The sequence below is a fragment of the Streptomyces sp. JH002 genome (assembly GCF_050916115.1).
Classification (GTDB): Bacteria; Actinomycetota; Actinomycetes; order Streptomycetales; family Streptomycetaceae; genus Streptomyces; species Streptomyces xiamenensis.
Genome location: NZ_CP087989.1, coordinates 4,873,373 through 4,892,273, shown reverse-complemented (window position 1 = coordinate 4,892,273; position 18,901 = coordinate 4,873,373). Strand labels below are relative to the sequence as shown.

The following is an 18,901-nucleotide window of genomic DNA, read 5'->3' as shown; positions in this document are numbered from 1 at the left end:
TGCCTTTCGTCGGGGAGGTCAGCGGGTCGGCGGGTTCCGGCGCGGTGTGATGACGGCGTTCGGCAGGGCCGGTGCGGGGAGGCGGCCGCCGGGAAGCTCCTCGCCGAAGCGGTCGGAGGATGCCTCCCAGTCCTCGCGGGCTTTCACGATGTCCTGGTGGCTGCGGCCGATGAAGTTCCACCACATGACGATCTCCTCCCCGAAGGGAGGTCCTCCGAGGAGGATCGTCCGTGCCGGTGCGTCGGTCTCGTTCACCAGCGTCAGGGTGTCCGCGCCGCGAGCGACGTATCCGAGTTCGGCGGGCCGCAGCACCGTGTCGAGCAGGCGGATGTCCCCGCTGTCCACGAGCAGGCCGTGCTCGAAAGCCGCGTCAACGGCCAGCGTGAGCGTCGCGTGCGGTGCGATGACGATCTCGGCGCCGAGCAGCGGTGTGAAGGTCCGGACCGGGGAGGTGCTTTTGGCGAGCGAGCCCAGGAACACCCTGATCCCGGCCCCGTCGACCCGCGCGAGTTCGGGCACGTAGTGCTGGAAGTCCCGGTCGGCGTCGCGGTGTTCCCCCGGCAGCGCGACCCACAACTGGACGCCGTGGACAACGGTGGCGTTCGGGGTGGAGACCTCCGAGTGGGCGATGCCGTGACCGCCGGTCATGAGGTTCATCTGGCCGGGCCGGATCAGGGCATGGGTGCCGAGGGTGTCGCGATGTTCGATCTCGCCGCTGAACAGCCAGCTCACCGTCTGCAGTCCGGTGTGCGGATGCTGGGGCATGTTCATTCCACCCGATGCGGCGACCCCCTGAGGGCCGAAGTGATCGGCGAAGCACCAGGCACCGATGAGTGTGCGCTTTCGCTGCGGCAGTGTCCGCCGCACGCGCATCGCACGCGGACCGCCGAGGGGCACCTCGCGCGCCGACAGGACATCGACCCGGGAAGCTCCGGCCGACCGGTCATCTTCGACGGGCGCACCGCCCAGCAGCGCCGCGGCATCGGCTTCCGTGTTGCTCACCGAGAGCACCCCCTGCCCAATCTGGTTGCTATATCAACTATAGTGCCATGGAGGCAGGCCACTGGCCACAGCACCCGCCCGGACACAGGCCACTCCCGGCGCGACCCGAAGGAGCCCCCGACGTGAGCGACCACACCCACAGCTCCCCACCCCGCAGGGTCTTCATCGACAAACAGAGCCCCAAGGCCTTCCAGGCCCTGGTGCAGACCGCCGAGGCGGTCCGCACCACCGCCGCAGAGGCAGGACTCGACCGCACCACCGCCGAACTGATCAACATCCGCGTGTCGCAACTCAACGGCTGCGCCTACTGCCTGGACATCCACACCAGAGCGGCGCTGCGCGCCGGTGAGTCACCGCAGAGACTCGGAACCCTGAGCGCATGGCGGGACACCGCCCTGTTCACCCCTGTGGAGCGCGCCGCCCTGGCGCTGGCCGAGAGTACGACCGAGCCGGCCGACGCCACGGCCCAGGCTTCCGCCTACGAGGCCGCCCGGCAGGTCCTCTCCGAAGACCAGATCTCGGCCGCGATCTGGGTGGCGATCACCATCAACGCCTTCAATCGCGTGTCGATCATGAGCAAGCACCCGGTGTCACCGCGCCCCGGCGCGTAGCGGGCCTGCCGACGGCAGCGGCAGCGGCGGGTCAGTCCACCTGGATGTTCGCGGCGTTCTCGGCCAGCCAGTCGTCGAAGCTCTTGAGCGCCGGGTTGATCCCCCGCAGCAGGTTCAGGTCGCGGGCGCCGGTGAACTCCTGGTCGAAGTCGCCGTAGTACTGGAACATGTTGGCGATCTCCTCGCCCGCCGGGATGTCGAGGGTGCGGAAGACGTCGTAGGGCACCGACTGGAAGCGCACCGGCTCACCGATCGCGGCGCCCAGCTTCTCCGCGTACTGGGCGCCGGTGAGGTGGTCGCCTGCGAGACCGACGGTCCGGCCGATGAACCGCTCGCCGCCCTTGAGGAGGGCCAGCGCCGTGCGGCCGATGTCGTTCACGTCCACGCCGGCCAGCAGCTTGCCGTCCTCGAACGGGAGGGTCAGCGTCAGTACGCCGTCCTCGGCACGCTTGGGTCCCATCGACGACAGGAAGCCCTGGAAGTAGAAGGTGGTGTTCAGGAAGGTGGTCGGCACCCCGGCCTGCCGGAACAGCTCGTTCCCCTCGCCCTTGACGTCGAAGTGCGGGACGTTGTAGTGCTCCTGCAGGACGGGCATCCGCTCGTCGCGCAGCGGCAGCAGTTCACGGGTGTCCTCCAGCGTCGACCACACCACGTGCCGCAGCCCGGCGCCCTTCGCGGCCCGCACCAGAACCTCGATCTCCCCCCTCTCCTTGGCCGCCGAACCGTGCGCCCAGAAGTTGGTGACGAGGAAGGCGCCGTAGGCACCCTCGAGCGCCGCGCGCACGGTCGGCTCGTCGGAGAAGTCCGCCCGCACGACCTCGGCACCGAGTTGCGCGAGCTCCTTGGCCGCCGGTGAGTCGGGGTTCCGGGTCAACGCACGCACGGTGAACCCCGAGTCCGGATCGGCGAGGATCGCCCGCGCGGCACCGCCACCCTGGGCACCCGTGGCTCCGGCGACGGCAACAACCTTCTTCGCACTCATGCTCTTACCCCTACCCGAGGAGATTTCGTTGACGGATCAACTGAACCGCATTCTGGTTGATTAATCAACTTGTGGCACAGGATTCATGGCGCGCGCCGCGCAGGGTCACCCGAGGGGCGCAACGCGACGGACAGGACGCCCGGTTCGGCTCACAGGAGGGAGGCGCCCAGGACCCGAGCCGCCGCCCTCGCTGTTAGATGAGCTGTCAACGACTTCGCTAGACTGCCCCCATGGATGCACCGCCACGCTGGCTCGACCCGGAGCAGCAGGCCGCCTGGGACAGCTTCATCCGCATGCAGGAGAAGCTCATCGGACGGCTGTCCCGGCACATCCAGGCCGACTCCGGCATGTCGGGCTCCGACTACATCGTGCTCGTCAGCCTCACCGAAAGAGGCGACGGACGGATGCGCTTCTCGGAGTTGGTCAAACGCGTGGAGTGGGAGAAGAGCCGGGCGTCCCACCAGGTCACGCGGATGGTGAAACGCGGGCTCGTGGCCAAGGAGGAATGCCCCGACGACGGTCGCGGAGCCTTCGTCACCGTCACCCCGGCCGGCCACGAGGCGATCGAAGCGGCCGCACCTCAGCACGTCGAACACGTCCGCCGCCTGCTCATGGACGCCCTGACACCCAGCGAGGTCAACGCACTCACCCGGATCTCCCGGCGCGTCCTGGACCACATGGAGAAGCAGCCGGACTGACCCGGCGAGGGGATACGGCCTCCCCCATCACCGGGCGTCCGTCCCGCGCCGTCCGGGCGAGAACGTCCCGGGTACGGGAATCCGCCGCCCGTGGCAGGTCCGGATGACATCGCGGGCCCGGGCCGCGGTCAGGCCCCGGACACCGGTTCACCGCCGTACGGGCGTACTTACCGCACCCCGACGTAGTTGACACATAAACCAAAGGGGTGCCATGGTTTATGTGTCAACTAGATCGGTGGAGGTGGTGTGGGTCGTCACGGACGCCGCACACCACACCCCGACACAACGAAAGCGTTGAACAGTGAACACGACGGATGCTCCGCACATCGAGTTCGGTATCGACAGCTTCGGAGACCGGCCCCGTGACGACCGGGGCGCGATCCTCTCGCATGCGCAAGCGATCCGCGCGGCGGTGGCCGAAGCGGTCCTCGCCGACCAGGTCGGTATCGACGTGGTCGCGCTGGGCGAGCACCACCGGCCCGAGTACGCGATCTCCAGCCCCGAGACGGTGCTGGCCGGCATCGCGACGAGCACGCGACGCATCCGGCTCGCCTCGGGCGTGACCGTGCTGTCCTCGGACGATCCGGTGCGGGTCTTCCAGCGGTTCGCCACGGTCGACGCGCTCTCCGAAGGTCGCGCCGAGGTGATCCTCGGACGCGGTTCCTTCACCGAGTCGTTCCCCCTGTTCGGGTACGACCTCAAGGACTACGACGTGCTGTTCGAGGAGAAGATCGACCTTTTCCACCGGCTCCTCGACGAGAAGCCGGTCACCTGGGAAGGCACCACGCGCGCCGCTCTGCACCACGCGGACGTGTTCCCGAAGACCGATACGGGGCGTCTGCCCACCTGGGTCGGGGTCGGCGGGACACCGCAGTCCGTGCTCCGCACCGCTCAGTACGGCTTCCGGCTCATGCTGGCCATCATCGGCGGCGCCCCGGACCGGTTCGCTCCCTACGTGGATCTGTACCAGCGTGCCAGCGAGGAGTTCGGCACGACCGCACAGCCGGTCGGGATGCATTCGCCCGGCTTCGTCGCCTCCACCGACCAGGAGGCCAAGGAGCTCTTCTACCCCGGGTACAAGGAGATCCGCGACCGGATCGGGCGGGAGCGCGGCTGGCCGCCGCTCCGCCGGGAGGAGTTCAACGCCGAGGTGGAACGCGGATCCCTGTACGTCGGCTCGGTGGAGACGGTCGCCACCAAGATCGCCCGTGCCGTGCGGGTCCTGAACGCGGGCCGGTTCGACTTGATCTACTCCTCCGCCGGCACCGTTTCCGCCTCCGCGCGTCTGCGCTCGGTCGAGCTGTACGGCACCCAGGTCATCCCACGGGTCCGCGAACTGCTGGCCGAGCGGCCTGCGGCCGCGACGGGAGCGACACGATGACCAACCCCGTCACCACGGTCGGGATCCTGGGAGCCGGGAAAGTCGGCACCGTCCTGGCGCGCCTGGCCGTCGCCGCCGGCTGTCGCGTCCTGATCTCGGGGTCCGGCGACCCCTCCAGGATCGCGCTCACCGTCAAGGTCCTCACCCCCGGGGCGACCGCCGTGTGGCCGGCCCGGGCCGCGGAGGCGGCGGACGCGGTGATCCTGGCTCTCCCCCTCGGCAAACACCGCGACCTCCCGCGCGCGGAGTTGGAGGGCAAGCTGGTCATCGACGCGATGAACCACTGGTGGGAGGTCGATGGTCCCCGTGACGCGATCCTCCCGCCCGGCACCTCTTCCAGCGAGGTCGTCCGGCGGTTCCTGACGGGGGCCCATGTCGTGAAGGCGTTCAACCACATGGGCTACCACGACCTCGAGGACGAGGCTCGTCCCGCCGGCGCCCCCGGACGCAAGGCCATCGCGCTCGCCGGGGACTCGCCCGAGGATCTCACCGTGGTGTCCATGCTGATCGACACGCTCGGATTCGACCCCGTCCCCATCGGCGACCTCGCGGCGGGCATCCGGCTCGAACCGGGAAACCCCGCCTTCGGAGCCAATGTCGACGCCGGCCGGCTTCGCGTGCTCACCGACACCGCCGCTCCGGAGAAACTCATGGAACCCTCGTAACAGCGACACCGGTGCGTCCGTGACGCTCCAGCTCGATCTCGTCGGCTTCCAGGAGCGGTCACGCGCGCCACGCTCGGCGAGCCGCGAGGTCATCTCCTCGGCCGCGTCGATAATTTGGCGCCGTGCGGCGCTGTCAGATGGAGCCCGGTACCAGGGCGCACACGATCCGGTTCCCACAGCGTGACAATGTGAATTGTGCATGGAGGACGAATGCGGCCCATCATTCCCGACTATCTGGCCGAGGTGCTGGGAGACGTGGAGCCGGACGCGTCCGGAGAGCCGGCGGGATATATTCCTGAGCTGGCGGCAGCGGATCCCGACCGCCTCGGAGCGGCCTTCGCCACGATCGGCGGAGAAATCTACGGTGTCGGCGACTCCGACACCGAGTTCACCATCCAATCGATCTCCAAACCGTTCGCCTATGCGCTGGCCCTGTCCGATCGCGGATTCGACTCCGTACTCGCCAAGGTCGGTGTCGAGCCGTCCGGAGAGGCGTTCAACGAGATCTCCCTCGAAAGCGACACCGGGCGCCCGCTCAATCCCATGATCAACGCCGGCGCGATCACCGTGCACTCACTGACCGGAGCGGAGGACCTGAATCCGGCGGAGCGTGTGGACCGCGTACTCCACGGCCTCTCGGCCTTCGCCGGGCGCCGGCTGCGGATGGATGAGGCGGTCAGTGCGTCGGAGATGGAGACCGCGCACCGCAATCTCGCCATCGCGCACATGCTGCGCGGTCACGGCATTCTCACCGGGGATCCCCGGCCCATCGTGGAGGGCTATGTCCGCCAGTGTTCCGTGCTCGTCACCACGAGGGATCTGGCCGTGATGGCCGCGACGTTGGCCAACCGCGGCAGGAACCCTCTCTCGGGCGCTCAGGTGGTTCCGGAAACGGTGGTGCGTCAGGTGCTGAGCGTCATGTTCAGCTGTGGAATGTACGACGCCGCCGGCGACTGGGCGACGCAGGTCGGTATTCCGGCGAAGAGCGGGGTGGCCGGGGGCCTGATCGGCGCGCTCCCCGGGCAGATCGGCATCGCCACCTTCTCACCACGACTGGACAGGCACGGGAACAGCGTTCGCGGGGTGTCACTGTTCGAGCGATTCTCCTCGGACATGGGTCTGCATGTGATGGAGGTCCCCGCCGCCGCGCGTGCCGTGGTGCGCTCCAACCACGTCGTCGGCAGCGGACCGGGCGCGCTCCGGGTCCTGCGGCTGCAAGGCGGTATCGGCTTTGCCGGGGCCGAGAGAATTGTGCGGGAGGCCGAGGGAATTCCGTCTTCGGACGTCAGGGTGGCTCTGGACCTGACACGGGTCCATTCGATCGACGACGTGGCACGGCGCATGGTGCTGGAGGTCGCACGCCGACTGACGCTGGATGGTCACGAAGTCTACCTAGTTGACCCAGAATCGGTCATTCCCGATCCCGATCCCGGCGATGGTGGCCGCGTCACGGTCGTCGACACGTGGAACGCGCTGACCTGACCACGGCGACCGCGGGAGGAGGTCACAGCGGTTGAACGCACACAGTGAGATCCGCGCCCCACCGCGGGCGCGTACGGAGCCGCGACATCCCCGCTCCACCCTCCGTCACCACACCGTCATCACACGCATGATGTCGGCCGGCCTACGATTCGCCGGCCGGAAGGGGAAGAAATCATGGGCTACATCACCGTCGGCACGGAGAACAGCACGCCGGTCGAGCTCTACTACGAGGATCAGGGTTCCGGGCAGCCGGTGCTCCTGATCCACGGCTACCCCCTGAACGGGCACAGCTGGGAACGCCAGACGCGCGAGCTGCTGGCCCAGGGCTACCGGGTCATCACCTATGACCGCCGGGGCTTCGGCCAGTCGTCGAAGGTGAACTCCGGCTACGACTACGACACCTTCGCCGCTGACCTGAACACGGTCCTTGAGACCCTGGACCTGCGCGACGTCGTCCTCGTCGGTTTCTCCATGGGCACCGGCGAACTCGCCCGCTACGTGAGCCGCCACGGTCATGAGCGGGTCGCGAAGCTCGCCTTCCTCGCCTCGCTCGAACCGTTCCTGGTCGCCCGCGACGACAATCCCGACGGAGTGCCGCAGGAGGTCTTCGACACCATCGCCGCGACCGCGAAGGCGGATCGGTACGCCTGGTTCAAGCAGTTCTACTCGGACTTCTACAACCTCGACGAGAACCTCGGTACGCGCATCAGCGAGGAGGTCGTGGCCGGAAGCTGGAACGTCGCGATCGGCAGCGCTCCCGTGGCCGCGTACGCCGTGGTGCCGGCCTGGATCGAGGACTTCCGCACCGACGTCGAGGCGGTCCGCGCGAGCGGGAAGCCCGCACTGATCCTGCACGGTACGAAGGACAACATCCTCCCGATCGACGCCACCGGGCGCCGTTTCCACAAGGCGTTCCCCGAGGCCGACTACGTCGAGGTCGACGGCGCGCCGCACGGCCTGCTCTGGACCCACGCCGACGAGGTCAATACCGCCCTTCGCGTCTTCCTCGCGAAGTGACGGTGGATGACGCGCGGTCGCCCTGACGGCTTCTCCTGACGCGGGACCGCGTCATCGCCGTCGAAGAGGGGCGTATGCGACGCCGAACCGATGCCGAGGCGCCGCATCCGCCCCTCAGGGCCCATCGGCGCGACGGACGCCTGACCTTCGACCGTCAGGTAACCCACGTGTCGCCAACGCCGTCCGGCGGCACCCGCCGCCTCGGGAGCGCCCGCACGTACGATACTTTCCTCGCCGCTGAAGGGCTGCCCGAGGTTCTGCCCATGCTCCGTGTACCCCACCGTCCCGCCGTCGTGCCCAGCGTCCTGACTGGCCTGTGCGTACTGTCCTTCCTGCTCGACGCGTCTGTCGTGAGCAGGACTCAGGTAGGACTGGCGGTCCTGGCGAGCGGAATCCTGGCCCTGGGTGCCGCGGCGGCGCAGCCATGGATGTACCGCACGGGCCGGCAGGCCGTCGCGTGCGGGCTCAGCCTCGGCGTGGCGGCCTGCTCGTTGATCACCACGTCATGGGTGCAGGGTGAGGTGTTGCAGCGCACCCCCGGCTGGACCGAGCTGTGCGGCCTGCTGGCCCTGCTGTCTCTGACCTGTCGCCATGCACGGCCTTCACTGGTGATGGTGTGCTCGGTTCCCCTGTTCGTCGCGGTGACGCGGACACAGGAGCGTGCTCCGGTGGTATCGGATCTGCCGGTGCTGAGGACCATCGACGGCCTGTTCGTTCTCCTCCCCATGGCCTTCGTGCTGCTGGGCGGCTACCAGCGCGGCGAGGACGGCAGGCGCCGGGCTGCCGCCCGCGACATCCGGCGGGCCGAGCGGCTGGACCTCGCCCGCGATCTGCACGATCACGTGGCGCATTACGTCACCGCCATCGTTGTTCAGGCCCAGGCCGGCGAGCACATCATGGAGAAGGACCCCGCGACGGCACGGCGGCTGTTCGGCACCATCGAGCAGACCGGCCAAGACGGTTTGGTCGCGATGCAACGCATGGTCAGACTCCTGCGCACCGCTGAAACCGCGACGGTGGAGGCCCCGGTGACACCCGCGATGACGGGCATCAAGGAGCTCGTCAGGCGTGCCGGCTCAGCGGGGCAGCATGTCTCGCTGGAGGTCGATGAGGGGGTGAAGGCCGACGACTGGCCGCCGCAGCTCGCCAAGACCGCGAAGCGCCTGGTTCAAGAGGGTCTGACCAACGTGCGCAAGCACGCTCGTACCGCTTCCGCCGTACAGGTAAGGATGCGGGCCGCGGCGGGCCGGCTGGTCATCCACGTCCGGGACAACGGGACCGGCCGACACCACGGACGGTCTCGGTTCCCAACCAGTGGGTTCGGCATGATCGGTCTGCGGGAGCGGGTCGGCGAACTCGGCGGTGAACTCAGCAGCGGCCCGCTGCCGGAGGGCGGCTGGGAGCTGTCCGCGTCGATACCCCTGAACTGGGAAGACAGGAAACCGCGGTGAGCATCTCCGTAGTGATCGCCGACGACCAGGAGATGGTGAGGACGGGTTTCCGCCTGATCCTGGAGGCGCAGGACGAGATATCCGTGATCGGTGAGGCGTCCGACGGTGTGGAGGCTGTCGAGGTGGTGCGCCGGCTGCGCCCCGACGTGTGTCTCATGGACATCCGGATGCCGAAGCTGGACGGGATCGAGGCCACCCGGCTGCTCCGGCGGACGCCGGGGAACGCGACGGACGACACGAGGATCGTCATCGTGACCACTTTCGACCTCGATGAGTACGTGTACCGTGCGCTGCGCGCCGGCGCGAACGGCTTCGTGGTCAAGAACTCCGGGCCCCGGCTGCTGATCGAGGCCGTGCACGCCGCGGCCCGGGGGGACTCCCTCATCTCCCCGTCCGTCACCGTGCGGCTGCTGGAGCACCTGAGCCCACCGCGGCACGCCGAGAACCCGGCCGCCGCACAGCGGCTGAGCCCGCAGGAGCACAAGATCGTCCGCTTCGTGGCGCGGGGGCGTACGAACAACGAGATCGCGCAGGAGCTGACCCTCTCCCTGAGCACGGTGAAGAGCCACCTGAGCCGGATCCAGGACAAACTGCGGGCCCGCAACCGCGTGGAGATCGCCGCGTGGGCATGGGAGCACGGCGTCGTCAACTGACGCGGACGGAAGGCTCATGAGCATGCGTCGTGCTGCCGCGGGCCGTCCGCGGTGCGGCGGTACGTCCGAACGCCGCGAGGCGCGGGCGCCGGAAGCGGCGTGGCGGCCGGGCCGTTCCGGACGCCACCCGCCGTGTGGTGCCTCAGGTCTGGTTCTCGCCGCCGTCGACGTAGACGTTCGAGCCGACGACATAGCCGCTCTGTTCCGAGGCCAGGAAGGCCACGACCGCGGCGGCCTCCTGGGGCCTGCCCATGCGGCCCTTGGGCACGGTCGCGGCGACCTTCTCCTTGATGGCCCGGGCGGTCTCCTCGTCGCCGAAGGCTGCGGTGCCCCCGGGGGTCTCGATCCACGCCGGCGATACCACGTTGACCCGGATCCCGCGGCCCCTGAGCTCGGTTGACCAGGTCCGCGCGAAGGACCGGACGGCCGCCTTCGACGCCGCGTACGCGCCGAACGCCTCCATACCGCGGTCGGCGGCCGTCGAACCGACCATGACGATCGAGGCTCCGTCGTTGAGCACCGGCAGCGCCTTCTGCACCGTGAACAGCGTGCCTCGGGCGTTGACCGCGAAGGTCTGGTCGAAGTGCTCCTCGGTGGTCTGCTCCAGCGTCATGAACGAACCGATCGCCGCGTTCGCCACCAGGACGTCCAGGCCCTGGCCTCGCGCCCGTACCGCCTCGTAGAGTCGGTCCAGGTCCTCCAGGTTCGCGATGTCGCCGGCGACCGCGGTGGCCCGGTCCGCTCCGACGGTCTTGACGGCGGCCTCCAGTTCGGCCTCGCGTCGCCCGGTGACGAACACGTACGCACCCTCGTCCGCCAGCCGTACGGCGGTGGCCAGACCGATACCACTGCTGCCCCCGGTGACCACCGCCGTCTTGCCTTCCAGCTGTCCCATGGTGATGTCTCCATCGCTCTCTCGGTGCCGATCCGTTCGACATCGATACTGCGGAAGTTCGGGAGTACGATCCATGATGCACAGTCCGAGTTTCTTTACGTATCGTCCAGGAGGTGGCGTGGATGCTCGGATTCCGGGATCCGGTGGCCGACGCGATCGGCCTGCTCCGGCCCCGCACGGTGATCGGGCCGAGTCTGCGGGCCGCGGGCGAGTGGGCACTGAGCTTCGACACGTTCCCGCACGTGCGGATCGGTGGCCTCGTGCGCGGCACATGCTGGTTGATCCTCGATGGGCACGAACCGGTGCCCGTGCGCGAGGGCGACACCTTCATGCTGGGCAACCCGCCGCCCTACGTGCTGGCCAGCACACCCGACGCGAGCCCGCGCCCGGCGGAGCGGGTGTGGGCGGGTGCCGAGGACGGTTTCGTGCGGATCGGCCCCGAGCCCGAGGAGGACCTCTACCTGTGCGTCGGTCACATCGCGTTCGACGACCAGAACGCGGCCCTCCTGACCGATCTTCTGCCGCCGCTGGTGATCGTCCGCGTGGGCGATCCCCATGGCGGGCGGCTCGCGCAGCTGATCGATCTCCTGGCCACCGAGGTCGGGGTCTGCGCCGCCGGCGGCCCGCTGGTGCAGAACCACCTCGCACAGATCCTTCTCGTGCACATGCTGCGGGCTCACGCCGGTCGGACGGACCGGCCCACCGGCTGGCTGGGTGCCCTGAACGAGGACGGCATCGGTGCCGCCCTGCGGGCGCTGCACGCGGATCTGGCCCACTCCTGGAGCCTGAGGGAACTCGCCGAGATCAGCCACATGTCGCGTTCCGCGTTCGCCCAGGCCTTCAAGAGCCATGTCGGAATCCCGCCGTTGGAGTACCTGATCCAATGGCGCATGAGCCTCGCGCGCGACGCCCTGGCCCGTGACTCCCTGTCGATCTCCGAGCTGGCGCGGGCCACCGGCTACCTCTCCGAGAGCGCGTTCAGTACCGCGTTCCGCCGCGTGGTCGGCTCGTCACCCGCCCAGTTCCGGAACCGGATACGGCAGTCGGCGCACTCCACCGCGGTACCGGCGGCGCCGGGATCGTGAGGCCGGACCCCGGAGGGCGGTGACCCGTTCAAGGGCGGGGAATGTTACGCAGGTTGGAGCGGGCCAGGTCCAGCATCCTGCCGACACCCCCGTCGAGCACCGTCCGGCCCGCGGCGAAGGTGAATCCCTTGACCTGGGCAGCCGAGATGTGCGGCGGGATCGACAGCGCGTTGGGGTCGGTCACCAGGTCCAGCAGGAACGGTCCGTCATGGGCAAGCGCACTCTTGATCCCTTCGACGACATCCTCGGGGCGCTCGATCCGGACGGCCTCGATGCCTGCGCCGCGGGCGATCGCCGCGTAGTCCACCGGCCCGTGGTCGGTCTCGTGCTCGGGCAGCCCTTCGACCAGCATCTCCAGCTTCACCATCCCCAGAGAAGAGTTGTTGAAGACGATCGTCTTCACCGGCAGATCGTGCAGCTTCGCCGTGAGCAACTCGCCCATGAGCATGCCCAGTCCGCCGTCACCCGACATCGAGATCACCTGGCGGCCGGGATGGGCGAACTGCGCGCCGATGGCGTGCGGCAGTGCGTTGGCCATCGTGCCGTGCAGGAACGAACCGATCACCCGGCGCCGCCCGTTGGGGGTCAGATAGCGCGCCGCCCACACGTTGCACATACCGGTGTCCACGGTGAACACCGCGTCCTCGGCGGCGAGTTCGTCCAGGACCGAGGCCGCGTACTCAGGGTGGATCGGGGTGTGCCGCCCGACGTCGCGGGTGTAGGCGGAGACCACGGTCTCCAGCGACTTGGCATGCTTGCGCAGCATCCGGTCCAGATAGGTACGGTCCCGCTCCGCCGTGACCTGCGGCAGCACAGCCCGCAGCGTCTCCCGGACGTCGCCGTGCACCCCGAGTTCCAGCACGGTGCGACGGCCGAGGCGGCCGGCGTCGTGGTCGATCTGCACGGTCCGCGCCTGCGGCAGGAAGTCGTTGTACGGGAAGTCGGTGCCGAGCAGGACGACCAGATCGGCCTCGTGCATCGCGTCGAAGCAGGCGCCGTAGCCGAGCAGACCGCTCATGCCCACGTCATACGGATTGTCGAACTGGATCCACTCCTTGCCCCGCAGGGAGTGACCGACGGGAGCGGCGGTCCTCTCGGCGAGCGCCATGACCTCGGCATGCGCGTCCCGCACTCCCGCACCGCAGAACAGCATCACCTTGCGCGCCGCGTTCAGCTTCTCGGCCAGCGCCCGAACCTGGGTGTCCGGCGCGAGGACCCGGCCGTGCTCCGTGACCAGATCGCTGTTCCCCGTGGGATGGGCCGCCTTCTCATGCGTGACATCTCCCGGTATCACCAGGACCGACACCCCGCTGCGGCCCAGGGCCCGCTGCATGGCGATCCGCAGAACCCGGGGCATCTGCTCGGGCGTACTGATCATCTCGCAGTAGTCGCTGCAGTCGGTGAACAGCCGTTCCGGGTGGGTCTCCTGGAAGAAGCCGGTCCCGATCTGGTGGGACGGGATGTGCGAGGCGAGTGCCAGCACGGGCGCACCGGAGCGGTGCGCGTCGTACAGTCCCTGGATCAGATGCGTGTTCCCGGGGCCGCAGCTTCCGGCACACACCGCGAGCCTGCCGGTCAACTGTGCCTCCGCCGCCGCGGCGAAGGCGGCGGCCTCCTCGTTGCGTACATGCACCCACTCGATGCCATCGGTGCGACGCACGGCGTCGACCACCGAGTTCAGACTGTCCCCCACCACGCCGTAGATCCGCTCCACGCCCGCCTGGCGCAGAACGTCCACCATCTGCTGGGCCACCGTCGGATTCCGCATCGTCGGACCTCTCCCCTCGGGCTGTACACCTGTCGCACACAACGATCGACATCGTCAATATAGTTGATGCATCCACCATAAAGTGGATGCGGAGAGGACAGTTCATATCGACCGCCTTCTCGGTCACGGGGATGGCGAAACTCATCCCCCAGGGCAACATCGGCCAAGGACCGGGCAAGGGTGAACGGCACCGCTCAAGGAGAAGCCATGCGGGAAGAGATGTTGATCGTCGAGGATCTGCTGCTCACGCTGATGGACGACACATCCGGGGCGATCGGCGGCGAAGGTACGTTGTATTACACGCTCGGAGGGGCCGTACTGGCCGAGCTCGCCCTTCGCGGCCATGTGACGGCCGCTGACGGCGACACGGGGCTGACCGGCCTCAAGGTGCACGCCGTTTCGGGCCGTTCGATCGAGGACCCGCTGCTCCGGGACGCGTACGAGAAGACCGCCGAACGCACACGAGGCGTCCAGACGCTCCTTGTCGAGATCGGCGGGGAACTGCGCGGCACGGTCCTGGACCGACTCGTCGACCGGGGCATGGTGAGCCGGGAGCGCAAGCGGAGGCTGGGCCTATTCCACACGACGTCCCTGTCCGTGGCGGATACCCGGCACAAGGCCGAACTCCTGCGGGAGGTACGCGCCGCGCTGGTGGACGGGAGGACGCCCAGCGACCGTACCGCGGTGCTGATCGGGCTCATCTCCGCCAGTGGCGGTCTGCCCAGCCTCCACCCCGCCATTCCGTGGTCGGGGAAGGTCTACGAGCGCGCGAAGGAATACGAGAAGGGAGCCTGGGGAGCGGACGCGGTCAACGCCGCCGTGACGCGCACGGTGGTGGCGATCACGGTAGGAAGCGCCGTCGCCGCGACCAGCGCCGCCGGCTGAGGCGGCATTCCGGCGCGGCCGGAGAAACCGCTGGAGATGTGGCGCACCGCCGCCGACCGTGGCGGCCGCGGTGAGGCGTCGCCCCCGGAGAGACGGCAGACGAGTCGGGCTGTACGCCGGGTTCTGTTCCCGCCCCCGGAGGGGTGGGTGGCGGTCATCCATCTAGGGCTGCCGTCGCCGACAGCCTCCAGCGGTCTACCCGCGGACTCGGGCGGGCCGCCCTCAGTCATCCGCGCGAGGCCATCGCCGATGGCCCCTTCTTGACCTTGCTCCGGGTGGGGTTTACCGAGCCGGCCGGGTCACCCCGGTCGCTGGTGGTCTCTTACACCACCGTTTCACCCTTACCGGGTGCCGTTCGCACGGCCCCGGCGGTCTGTTTTCTGTGGCACTGTCCCGTGGGTCGCCCCAGGTAGGCGTTACCTACCACCCTGCCCTGTGGAGCCCGGACGTTCCTCGGCGGCACCCGGCCTGAACCGGACACCAACGCGACCGCCCGCGCGACTCGTCTGCCGCACCTCCCACCCTACCCGGCGTACCCTGCTGCTTTGCGCCCCACAGAGGAGACCCGATCGTGCTCGTACTGCTGCCACCGTCCGAGGGCAAGGCCGCCGGCCCCGAACGCGGGGAGCCGGTCGAGCCTCAGGCGCTGTCCCTGCCCGCGCTGACGGCGGCCCGCGAGACGGTGCTGAACGAGCTGACCGCCCTGTGCGCCGCCGACCCGGACAAGGCGCGCACCATCCTGGGGCTCGGCGAGCGGCTGGCCGGCGAGATCACCAAGAACGCCGCCCTGCGCACCGCCCCCGCCGCACCGGCCGGCGAGGTGTACACCGGCGTGCTGTACGACGCGCTCGGGCTCGGCACCCTGGAGCCCGCGGCCCGGCGGCGGGCCGGGGAATCGCTGCTGATCTTCTCCGGGCTGTGGGGCGCGCTGCGCGTGACGGACCGCATCCCCTCCTACCGCCTGGGCGCCGGGGTCAGGCTCCCCGCGCTCGGCGGCCTGCCCGCCTACTGGCGCCGCCCGCTCGCCGAGGCCCTGGAGCCCGCAGCCGAGGCGGACGGCGGCCCGCTGCTCGACCTGCGCTCGGCCGCCTACCGCGGCATGTGGAAGCCCACCGGCGAGCTCGCGGCGCGCACCGTCACCGTGCGGGTGCTGCACGCCCCGACCCGGACCGTCGTCAGCCACTTCAACAAGGCCACCAAGGGCCGGGTGGTGCGGGAACTGCTGAGCGCGGGCGAGCTGCCCGGCACCCTCCCGGAACTGACCGCCGCGCTGCGCGACCTCGGCCACACGGTGGAGCGGCCGGCCGGCGACGACCGGCAGCTCGACATCGTGGTCGACCAGGTCTGAGCGGCCCCGGCCCCCGCGCTCAGCGCCAGGCGGGGGCCGCCGCGTACGGGCCGAGCGGGCCGGCCCCGTCCGCCGTCCGCAGGTGCGCGGTGTCGTTGAACAGCCGCATCGAGGCGTGCCCGTCGTTGTAGTACGTCACCGCGGACAGCGCCGCCGGGGACAGCTCCATCCGGAACATCGCCTCGGTCGGCGCGCCGAGCGCCAGCCGCAGCAGCGACTTGATCGGCGTGACGTGCGAGACGAGCAGCACCGTCCGGCCCGCGTACCGGGCCATGATCTTGTCCCGGGCCAGCGCCGTACGCCGCGCCACGGCCGTGAGGCTCTCGCCGCCGCCGGTGGGTTCGGCCTGGGCCGAGGCGAGCCAGCGCGCCAGGTCCTGCGGGTGCCGCTCGTTCACCTCGGCGAACGTCAGGCCCTCCCAGGCGGCGAAGTCGGTCTCGCGCAGCCCCGCCTCGATCCGCACCTCCAGGCCGAGCCGGTCGGCGACGGCCTGTGCCGTCTGCCGGCAGCGGCGCAGCGGGGAGGCGACGATCGCCTCGATCCGCCGGCCCTGGGGCGCGGCGGCCAGCGCCACCGCCGCCGCCTCGGCCTGCCGCACTCCGGCCGGGGCCAGTTCGGGGTCGGCGTCCCCGGTGCTGCCGCTGCCGCTGAACCGCTTCTCGCGGGTCAGCGCCGTCTCGCCGTGCCGCAGCAGCACGAACGTCGTGCCGGGGCCCTGATCCGCGCCCCAGCCCACGGCCGGGGTGCCGACGGTGGCCGCCTCGGGCTGGGTGGGCTCGGGCCGGTCCCGTACGGCGGGTTCGGCGGTCAGTGCCTTCGACTCGGAGGGCTGCCAGCTGCGGCCCTTGGCCGCCGCGTCCATCGCCTCGTTCGCCAGCCGGTCGGCGTGCTTGTTGCGCTCGCGCGGGATCCACTCGTAACGCACCGCGCCCGAGGGGAAGATGTCGCGGGCCTCCACCGCCAGCGGCCGCATGTCGGGGTGCTTGATCTTCCAGCGGCCCGACATCTGCTCGACGACCAGCTTGGAGTCCATCCGCACCAGGACGGTGGCGGACGGGTCCAGCGCGTGCGCCGCCCGCAGGCCGGCGATCAGCCCCCGGTACTCGGCGACGTTGTTGGTCGCCCTGCCGATCGACTCGGCGGTCTCCGCCAGCACTTCACCGCTGGCGGCGTCCAGCACCAGCGCGCCGTACCCGGCCGGGCCCGGGTTGCCCCGGGACCCGCCGTCCGCCTCCACGATGAAGCGGCGGCTCACAGGCCGGACTCGGGGGTACGGACCAGGATGCGGCTGCAGTTCTCACAGCGCACGACATCGTCGGCGGCGGCGGCCTTCACCTCGTTCACCACCGTGACATCGAGTTCCAGGCGGCAGCCCTCGCAACGCCGCTGGTACAGCCGCGCCGCGCCGACCCCGCCCTGCTTCTCGCGCAGCCGGTCGTACAGCTTCAGCAGGTCGGCGGGCACGCCCTCCGCGATCCGCTCGCGCTGCTTGCGGACGGTGTCCTCCTCGGCGTCGATGACGGACAGCGCCTCGTCGCGGCGCTCGACCAGCTCCGCCTCCCTGGCCTCCAGGTCGGTGACGGCGGTGGCCAGTTCGGCGGCGCGCGCCTCGGCGGCCTCCTGCCGCTCCATGACCTCCAGGACGACGGTCTCCAGGTCGTCCTGGCGGCGGGAGAGCGAGACGATCTCGCTCTGCAGCCCGGACAGGTCCTTGGGGTTGGTGACCAGGCCCGAGTCCAGCCGCTCCTGGTCGCGGGCGGCCCGCTTGCGTACCTGGTCGACGTCCGCCTCGGCCTTGGCCTGCTCGCGGGCGGTGTCGCTGCTCTCGGTGCGGGCGGCCACCAGCAGCGAGCGCTGCTGGGTCAGTTCGCCCTCCAGGGCGCGGATCTCGGCGTGCTGGGGCAGGTTCTTGCGCTGGTGCGCGAGCTGCGTGAGCCGGACGTCCAGGTCCTGGACGTCGAGCAGCCGGATCTGATCGACGGGCGCGGCTTTCAGTTGGGGGCTCCCGGGGTGGTGTTGGGGTCGGATGATGCGTGCGCGGTCCAGGGGTCCGTGACCCGGTGGGAGACGTGCGTGCGCAGCCCCCAGCCGTGCCGTTCGGAGACCGCGTCCAGTTCGGCGGCGGCCAGCGCGCACCAGGGCCATTCGGTGGCCCAGTGCGCGGCGTCCACCAGGGTCAGCCCGGTGTGCTCGCGGGCCTCGGAGGCGGGGTGGTGCCGCAGGTCGGCGGTGACGTACGCGTCGACGCCGGCCGCCCGGACCGCCGCGAAGAGGCTGTCCCCGCTGCCGCCGCAGACCGCGACCGTACGGATCGGGCGGTCGGGGGCGGCCGGGTCGGCGGCCACGCGGACGCCCTGCGCGGTGGCGGGCAGCCGCTCGGCGGCGTACCGGGCGAACTCGGCGGGGGTCAGCGGCCGGTCGAGCGCGCAGATCCGGCCGAGTCCGCGCCGTCCGGACGGGTCGGTGGGATCGGGGATCAGGGGCCCGGTGACCCGCAGATCAAGGGCGCCGGCGAGCGCGTCGGAGACGCCCGGGTCGGCGCGATCGGCGTTGGTGTGGGCGACGAACAGCGCCACATCGTGTTTGATCAGCTGGTGGACCACGCGCCCCTTGAAGGTGTCGGCGGCCACCGAAGTGGTACCGCGCAGATACAGGGGGTGGTGGGTGATGAGCAGCTGGGCGCCGCGTTCGATCGCCTCGTCCGCGATCTCCTGGACCGGGTCGACGGCGAACAGCACGCGGGAGACGGGGGCTTGCGGATCGCCGCAGACCAGGCCCGTGGCGTCCCAGTCCTCGGCCAGCGCGGGGGGCCACAGAGCGTCGAGCGCGGAGATGACATCGGAGAGTACGGGCGGCACGCGCTCAGGCTACCCGGCCCCGCGCCCGCCCGGTTTCCGGTGCGGCCCCGGCCCGGTCCGGCCGATGCACACCCCACCCAGGTTGATCTTGCAAACCCCGCTGGGTCACCCTTATGCGTG

General features: G+C 70.0%; 18 protein-coding genes and 1 other RNA gene. 11 read left to right on the top strand and 8 right to left on the bottom strand.

From position 1 onward, the window contains the following. Positions 1–18: 18 nt before the first annotated feature. Complete coding sequence (locus tag H7827_RS22445) at positions 19–1,002, bottom strand: pirin family protein (RefSeq protein WP_432747123.1); 984 nt, start codon at positions 1,000–1,002, stop codon at positions 19–21. A 122-nt stretch (positions 1,003–1,124) separates the two neighbouring features. On the opposite strand from H7827_RS22445, the gene H7827_RS22440 reads away from it, so the two are divergent. After that, on the top strand, positions 1,125–1,613 hold the full coding sequence (locus H7827_RS22440; RefSeq protein ID WP_432747122.1) for a carboxymuconolactone decarboxylase family protein: 489 nt from the start codon (positions 1,125–1,127) through the stop codon (positions 1,611–1,613). A gap of 31 nt (positions 1,614–1,644) precedes the next feature. On the opposite strand, the gene H7827_RS22435 is transcribed toward H7827_RS22440, so the two are convergent. Further along, positions 1,645–2,595 (bottom strand): NmrA/HSCARG family protein, encoded by a 951-nt coding sequence (locus H7827_RS22435; protein WP_432747121.1) that lies wholly within the window; start codon positions 2,593–2,595, stop codon positions 1,645–1,647. A 230-nt stretch (positions 2,596–2,825) separates the two neighbouring features. Here H7827_RS22435 and H7827_RS22430 point away from each other — a divergent pair, with 230 nt between their 5' ends. The 7 genes from H7827_RS22430 to H7827_RS22400 all read left to right on the top strand — a co-directional run bounded on the left by H7827_RS22430 (position 2,826) and on the right by H7827_RS22400 (position 9,942). Further along, entirely contained in the window at positions 2,826–3,293 is a 468-nt protein-coding gene (locus H7827_RS22430; RefSeq protein ID WP_432747120.1) for a MarR family winged helix-turn-helix transcriptional regulator, read from the top strand. Positions 3,294–3,594: 301 nt separating this feature from the next. Further along, positions 3,595–4,674, top strand: a complete 1,080-nt coding sequence (locus H7827_RS22425; RefSeq protein WP_432747119.1) for an LLM class flavin-dependent oxidoreductase — start codon at positions 3,595–3,597, stop codon at positions 4,672–4,674. Next, complete coding sequence (locus H7827_RS22420; RefSeq protein WP_432747118.1) at positions 4,671–5,339, top strand: NADPH-dependent F420 reductase; 669 nt, start codon at positions 4,671–4,673, stop codon at positions 5,337–5,339. Before H7827_RS22425 ends, H7827_RS22420 begins: the two co-directional genes overlap by 4 nt. Positions 5,340–5,549: 210 nt before the next feature. Then, the gene (locus H7827_RS22415) at positions 5,550–6,821 is read left to right on the top strand and encodes a glutaminase (protein ID WP_432747117.1); all 1,272 of its coding nucleotides are present in this window, start codon (positions 5,550–5,552) and stop codon (positions 6,819–6,821) included. A gap of 174 nt (positions 6,822–6,995) precedes the next feature. Next, a complete protein-coding gene (locus tag H7827_RS22410) occupies positions 6,996–7,838 on the top strand; it encodes an alpha/beta fold hydrolase (protein ID WP_432747116.1) in 843 nt (280 codons plus the stop codon). Between the two features lie 74 nt (positions 7,839–7,912). Beyond that, the gene (locus H7827_RS22405) at positions 7,913–9,289 is read left to right on the top strand and encodes a sensor histidine kinase (protein ID WP_432747115.1); all 1,377 of its coding nucleotides are present in this window, start codon (positions 7,913–7,915) and stop codon (positions 9,287–9,289) included. 32 nt (positions 9,290–9,321) lie between these two features. After that, positions 9,322–9,942, top strand: a complete 621-nt coding sequence (locus H7827_RS22400; RefSeq protein ID WP_432748034.1) for a response regulator — start codon at positions 9,322–9,324, stop codon at positions 9,940–9,942. Between the two features lie 142 nt (positions 9,943–10,084). Here the strand turns inward: H7827_RS22400 and H7827_RS22395 are convergent, their stop codons facing one another. Then, complete coding sequence (locus H7827_RS22395; protein WP_386538894.1) at positions 10,085–10,837, bottom strand: SDR family NAD(P)-dependent oxidoreductase; 753 nt, start codon at positions 10,835–10,837, stop codon at positions 10,085–10,087. A gap of 122 nt (positions 10,838–10,959) precedes the next feature. Between H7827_RS22395 and H7827_RS22390 the strand changes: the two genes are divergently transcribed. After that, complete coding sequence (locus H7827_RS22390) at positions 10,960–11,922, top strand: AraC family transcriptional regulator (RefSeq protein WP_432747113.1); 963 nt, start codon at positions 10,960–10,962, stop codon at positions 11,920–11,922. Between the two features lie 28 nt (positions 11,923–11,950). Here H7827_RS22390 and H7827_RS22385 read toward each other — a convergent pair whose 3' ends face one another. Further along, entirely contained in the window at positions 11,951–13,690 is a 1,740-nt protein-coding gene (locus tag H7827_RS22385; RefSeq protein ID WP_432747112.1) for a pyruvate dehydrogenase, read from the bottom strand. A 207-nt stretch (positions 13,691–13,897) separates the two neighbouring features. On the opposite strand from H7827_RS22385, the gene H7827_RS22380 reads away from it, so the two are divergent. Continuing rightward, the gene (locus H7827_RS22380; RefSeq protein ID WP_432747111.1) at positions 13,898–14,575 is read left to right on the top strand and encodes a GOLPH3/VPS74 family protein; all 678 of its coding nucleotides are present in this window, start codon (positions 13,898–13,900) and stop codon (positions 14,573–14,575) included. 96 nt (positions 14,576–14,671) lie between these two features. On the opposite strand, the gene rnpB is transcribed toward H7827_RS22380, so the two are convergent. Next, positions 14,672–15,080: RNase P RNA component class A (rnpB, locus tag H7827_RS22375), an RNA gene on the bottom strand. Positions 15,081–15,146: 66 nt separating this feature from the next. On the opposite strand from rnpB, the gene yaaA reads away from it, so the two are divergent. Continuing rightward, a complete protein-coding gene (gene yaaA, locus H7827_RS22370; protein ID WP_432747110.1) occupies positions 15,147–15,923 on the top strand; it encodes a peroxide stress protein YaaA in 777 nt (258 codons plus the stop codon). A 19-nt stretch (positions 15,924–15,942) separates the two neighbouring features. Here the strand turns inward: yaaA and H7827_RS22365 are convergent, their stop codons facing one another. From H7827_RS22365 to H7827_RS22355, 3 genes are read right to left on the bottom strand one after another with little or no spacing between them, the layout of a single operon-like run. Beyond that, positions 15,943–17,178, bottom strand: coding sequence for a bifunctional RNase H/acid phosphatase (locus H7827_RS22365; protein ID WP_432747109.1), 1,236 nt, complete (start codon positions 17,176–17,178; stop codon positions 15,943–15,945). Further along, positions 17,175–17,918, bottom strand: a complete 744-nt coding sequence (locus tag H7827_RS22360; protein ID WP_432748032.1) for a zinc ribbon domain-containing protein — start codon at positions 17,916–17,918, stop codon at positions 17,175–17,177. The genes H7827_RS22365 and H7827_RS22360 overlap by 4 nt, the downstream gene beginning before the upstream one ends. Then, positions 17,915–18,781: a Nif3-like dinuclear metal center hexameric protein gene (locus H7827_RS22355; RefSeq protein ID WP_432747108.1), complete on the bottom strand. Its 867-nt coding sequence runs from the start codon at positions 18,779–18,781 to the stop codon at positions 17,915–17,917. Before H7827_RS22355 ends, H7827_RS22360 begins: the two co-directional genes overlap by 4 nt. Positions 18,782–18,901 lie beyond the last annotated feature (120 nt).

What these genes read in the sequence shown, in the direction of transcription:
- H7827_RS22435 (WP_432747121.1), bottom strand. Translation starts at nt 2,595, where the DNA reads ATGAGTGCGAAGAAGGTTGTTGCCGTCGCCGGAGCCACGGGTGCCCAG.
- H7827_RS22430 (WP_432747120.1), top strand. Translation starts at nt 2,826, where the DNA reads ATGGATGCACCGCCACGCTGGCTCGACCCGGAGCAGCAGGCCGCCTGG.
- H7827_RS22420 (WP_432747118.1), top strand. Translation starts at nt 4,671, where the DNA reads ATGACCAACCCCGTCACCACGGTCGGGATCCTGGGAGCCGGGAAAGTC.
- H7827_RS22415 (WP_432747117.1), top strand. Translation starts at nt 5,550, where the DNA reads ATGCGGCCCATCATTCCCGACTATCTGGCCGAGGTGCTGGGAGACGTG.
- H7827_RS22410 (WP_432747116.1), top strand. Translation starts at nt 6,996, where the DNA reads ATGGGCTACATCACCGTCGGCACGGAGAACAGCACGCCGGTCGAGCTC.
- H7827_RS22405 (WP_432747115.1), top strand. Translation starts at nt 7,913, where the DNA reads ATGCGACGCCGAACCGATGCCGAGGCGCCGCATCCGCCCCTCAGGGCC.
- H7827_RS22400 (WP_432748034.1), top strand. Translation starts at nt 9,322, where the DNA reads ATGGTGAGGACGGGTTTCCGCCTGATCCTGGAGGCGCAGGACGAGATA.
- H7827_RS22395 (WP_386538894.1), bottom strand. Translation starts at nt 10,837, where the DNA reads ATGGGACAGCTGGAAGGCAAGACGGCGGTGGTCACCGGGGGCAGCAGT.
- H7827_RS22390 (WP_432747113.1), top strand. Translation starts at nt 10,960, where the DNA reads ATGCTCGGATTCCGGGATCCGGTGGCCGACGCGATCGGCCTGCTCCGG.
- H7827_RS22385 (WP_432747112.1), bottom strand. Translation starts at nt 13,690, where the DNA reads ATGCGGAATCCGACGGTGGCCCAGCAGATGGTGGACGTTCTGCGCCAG.
- H7827_RS22380 (WP_432747111.1), top strand. Translation starts at nt 13,898, where the DNA reads ATGCGGGAAGAGATGTTGATCGTCGAGGATCTGCTGCTCACGCTGATG.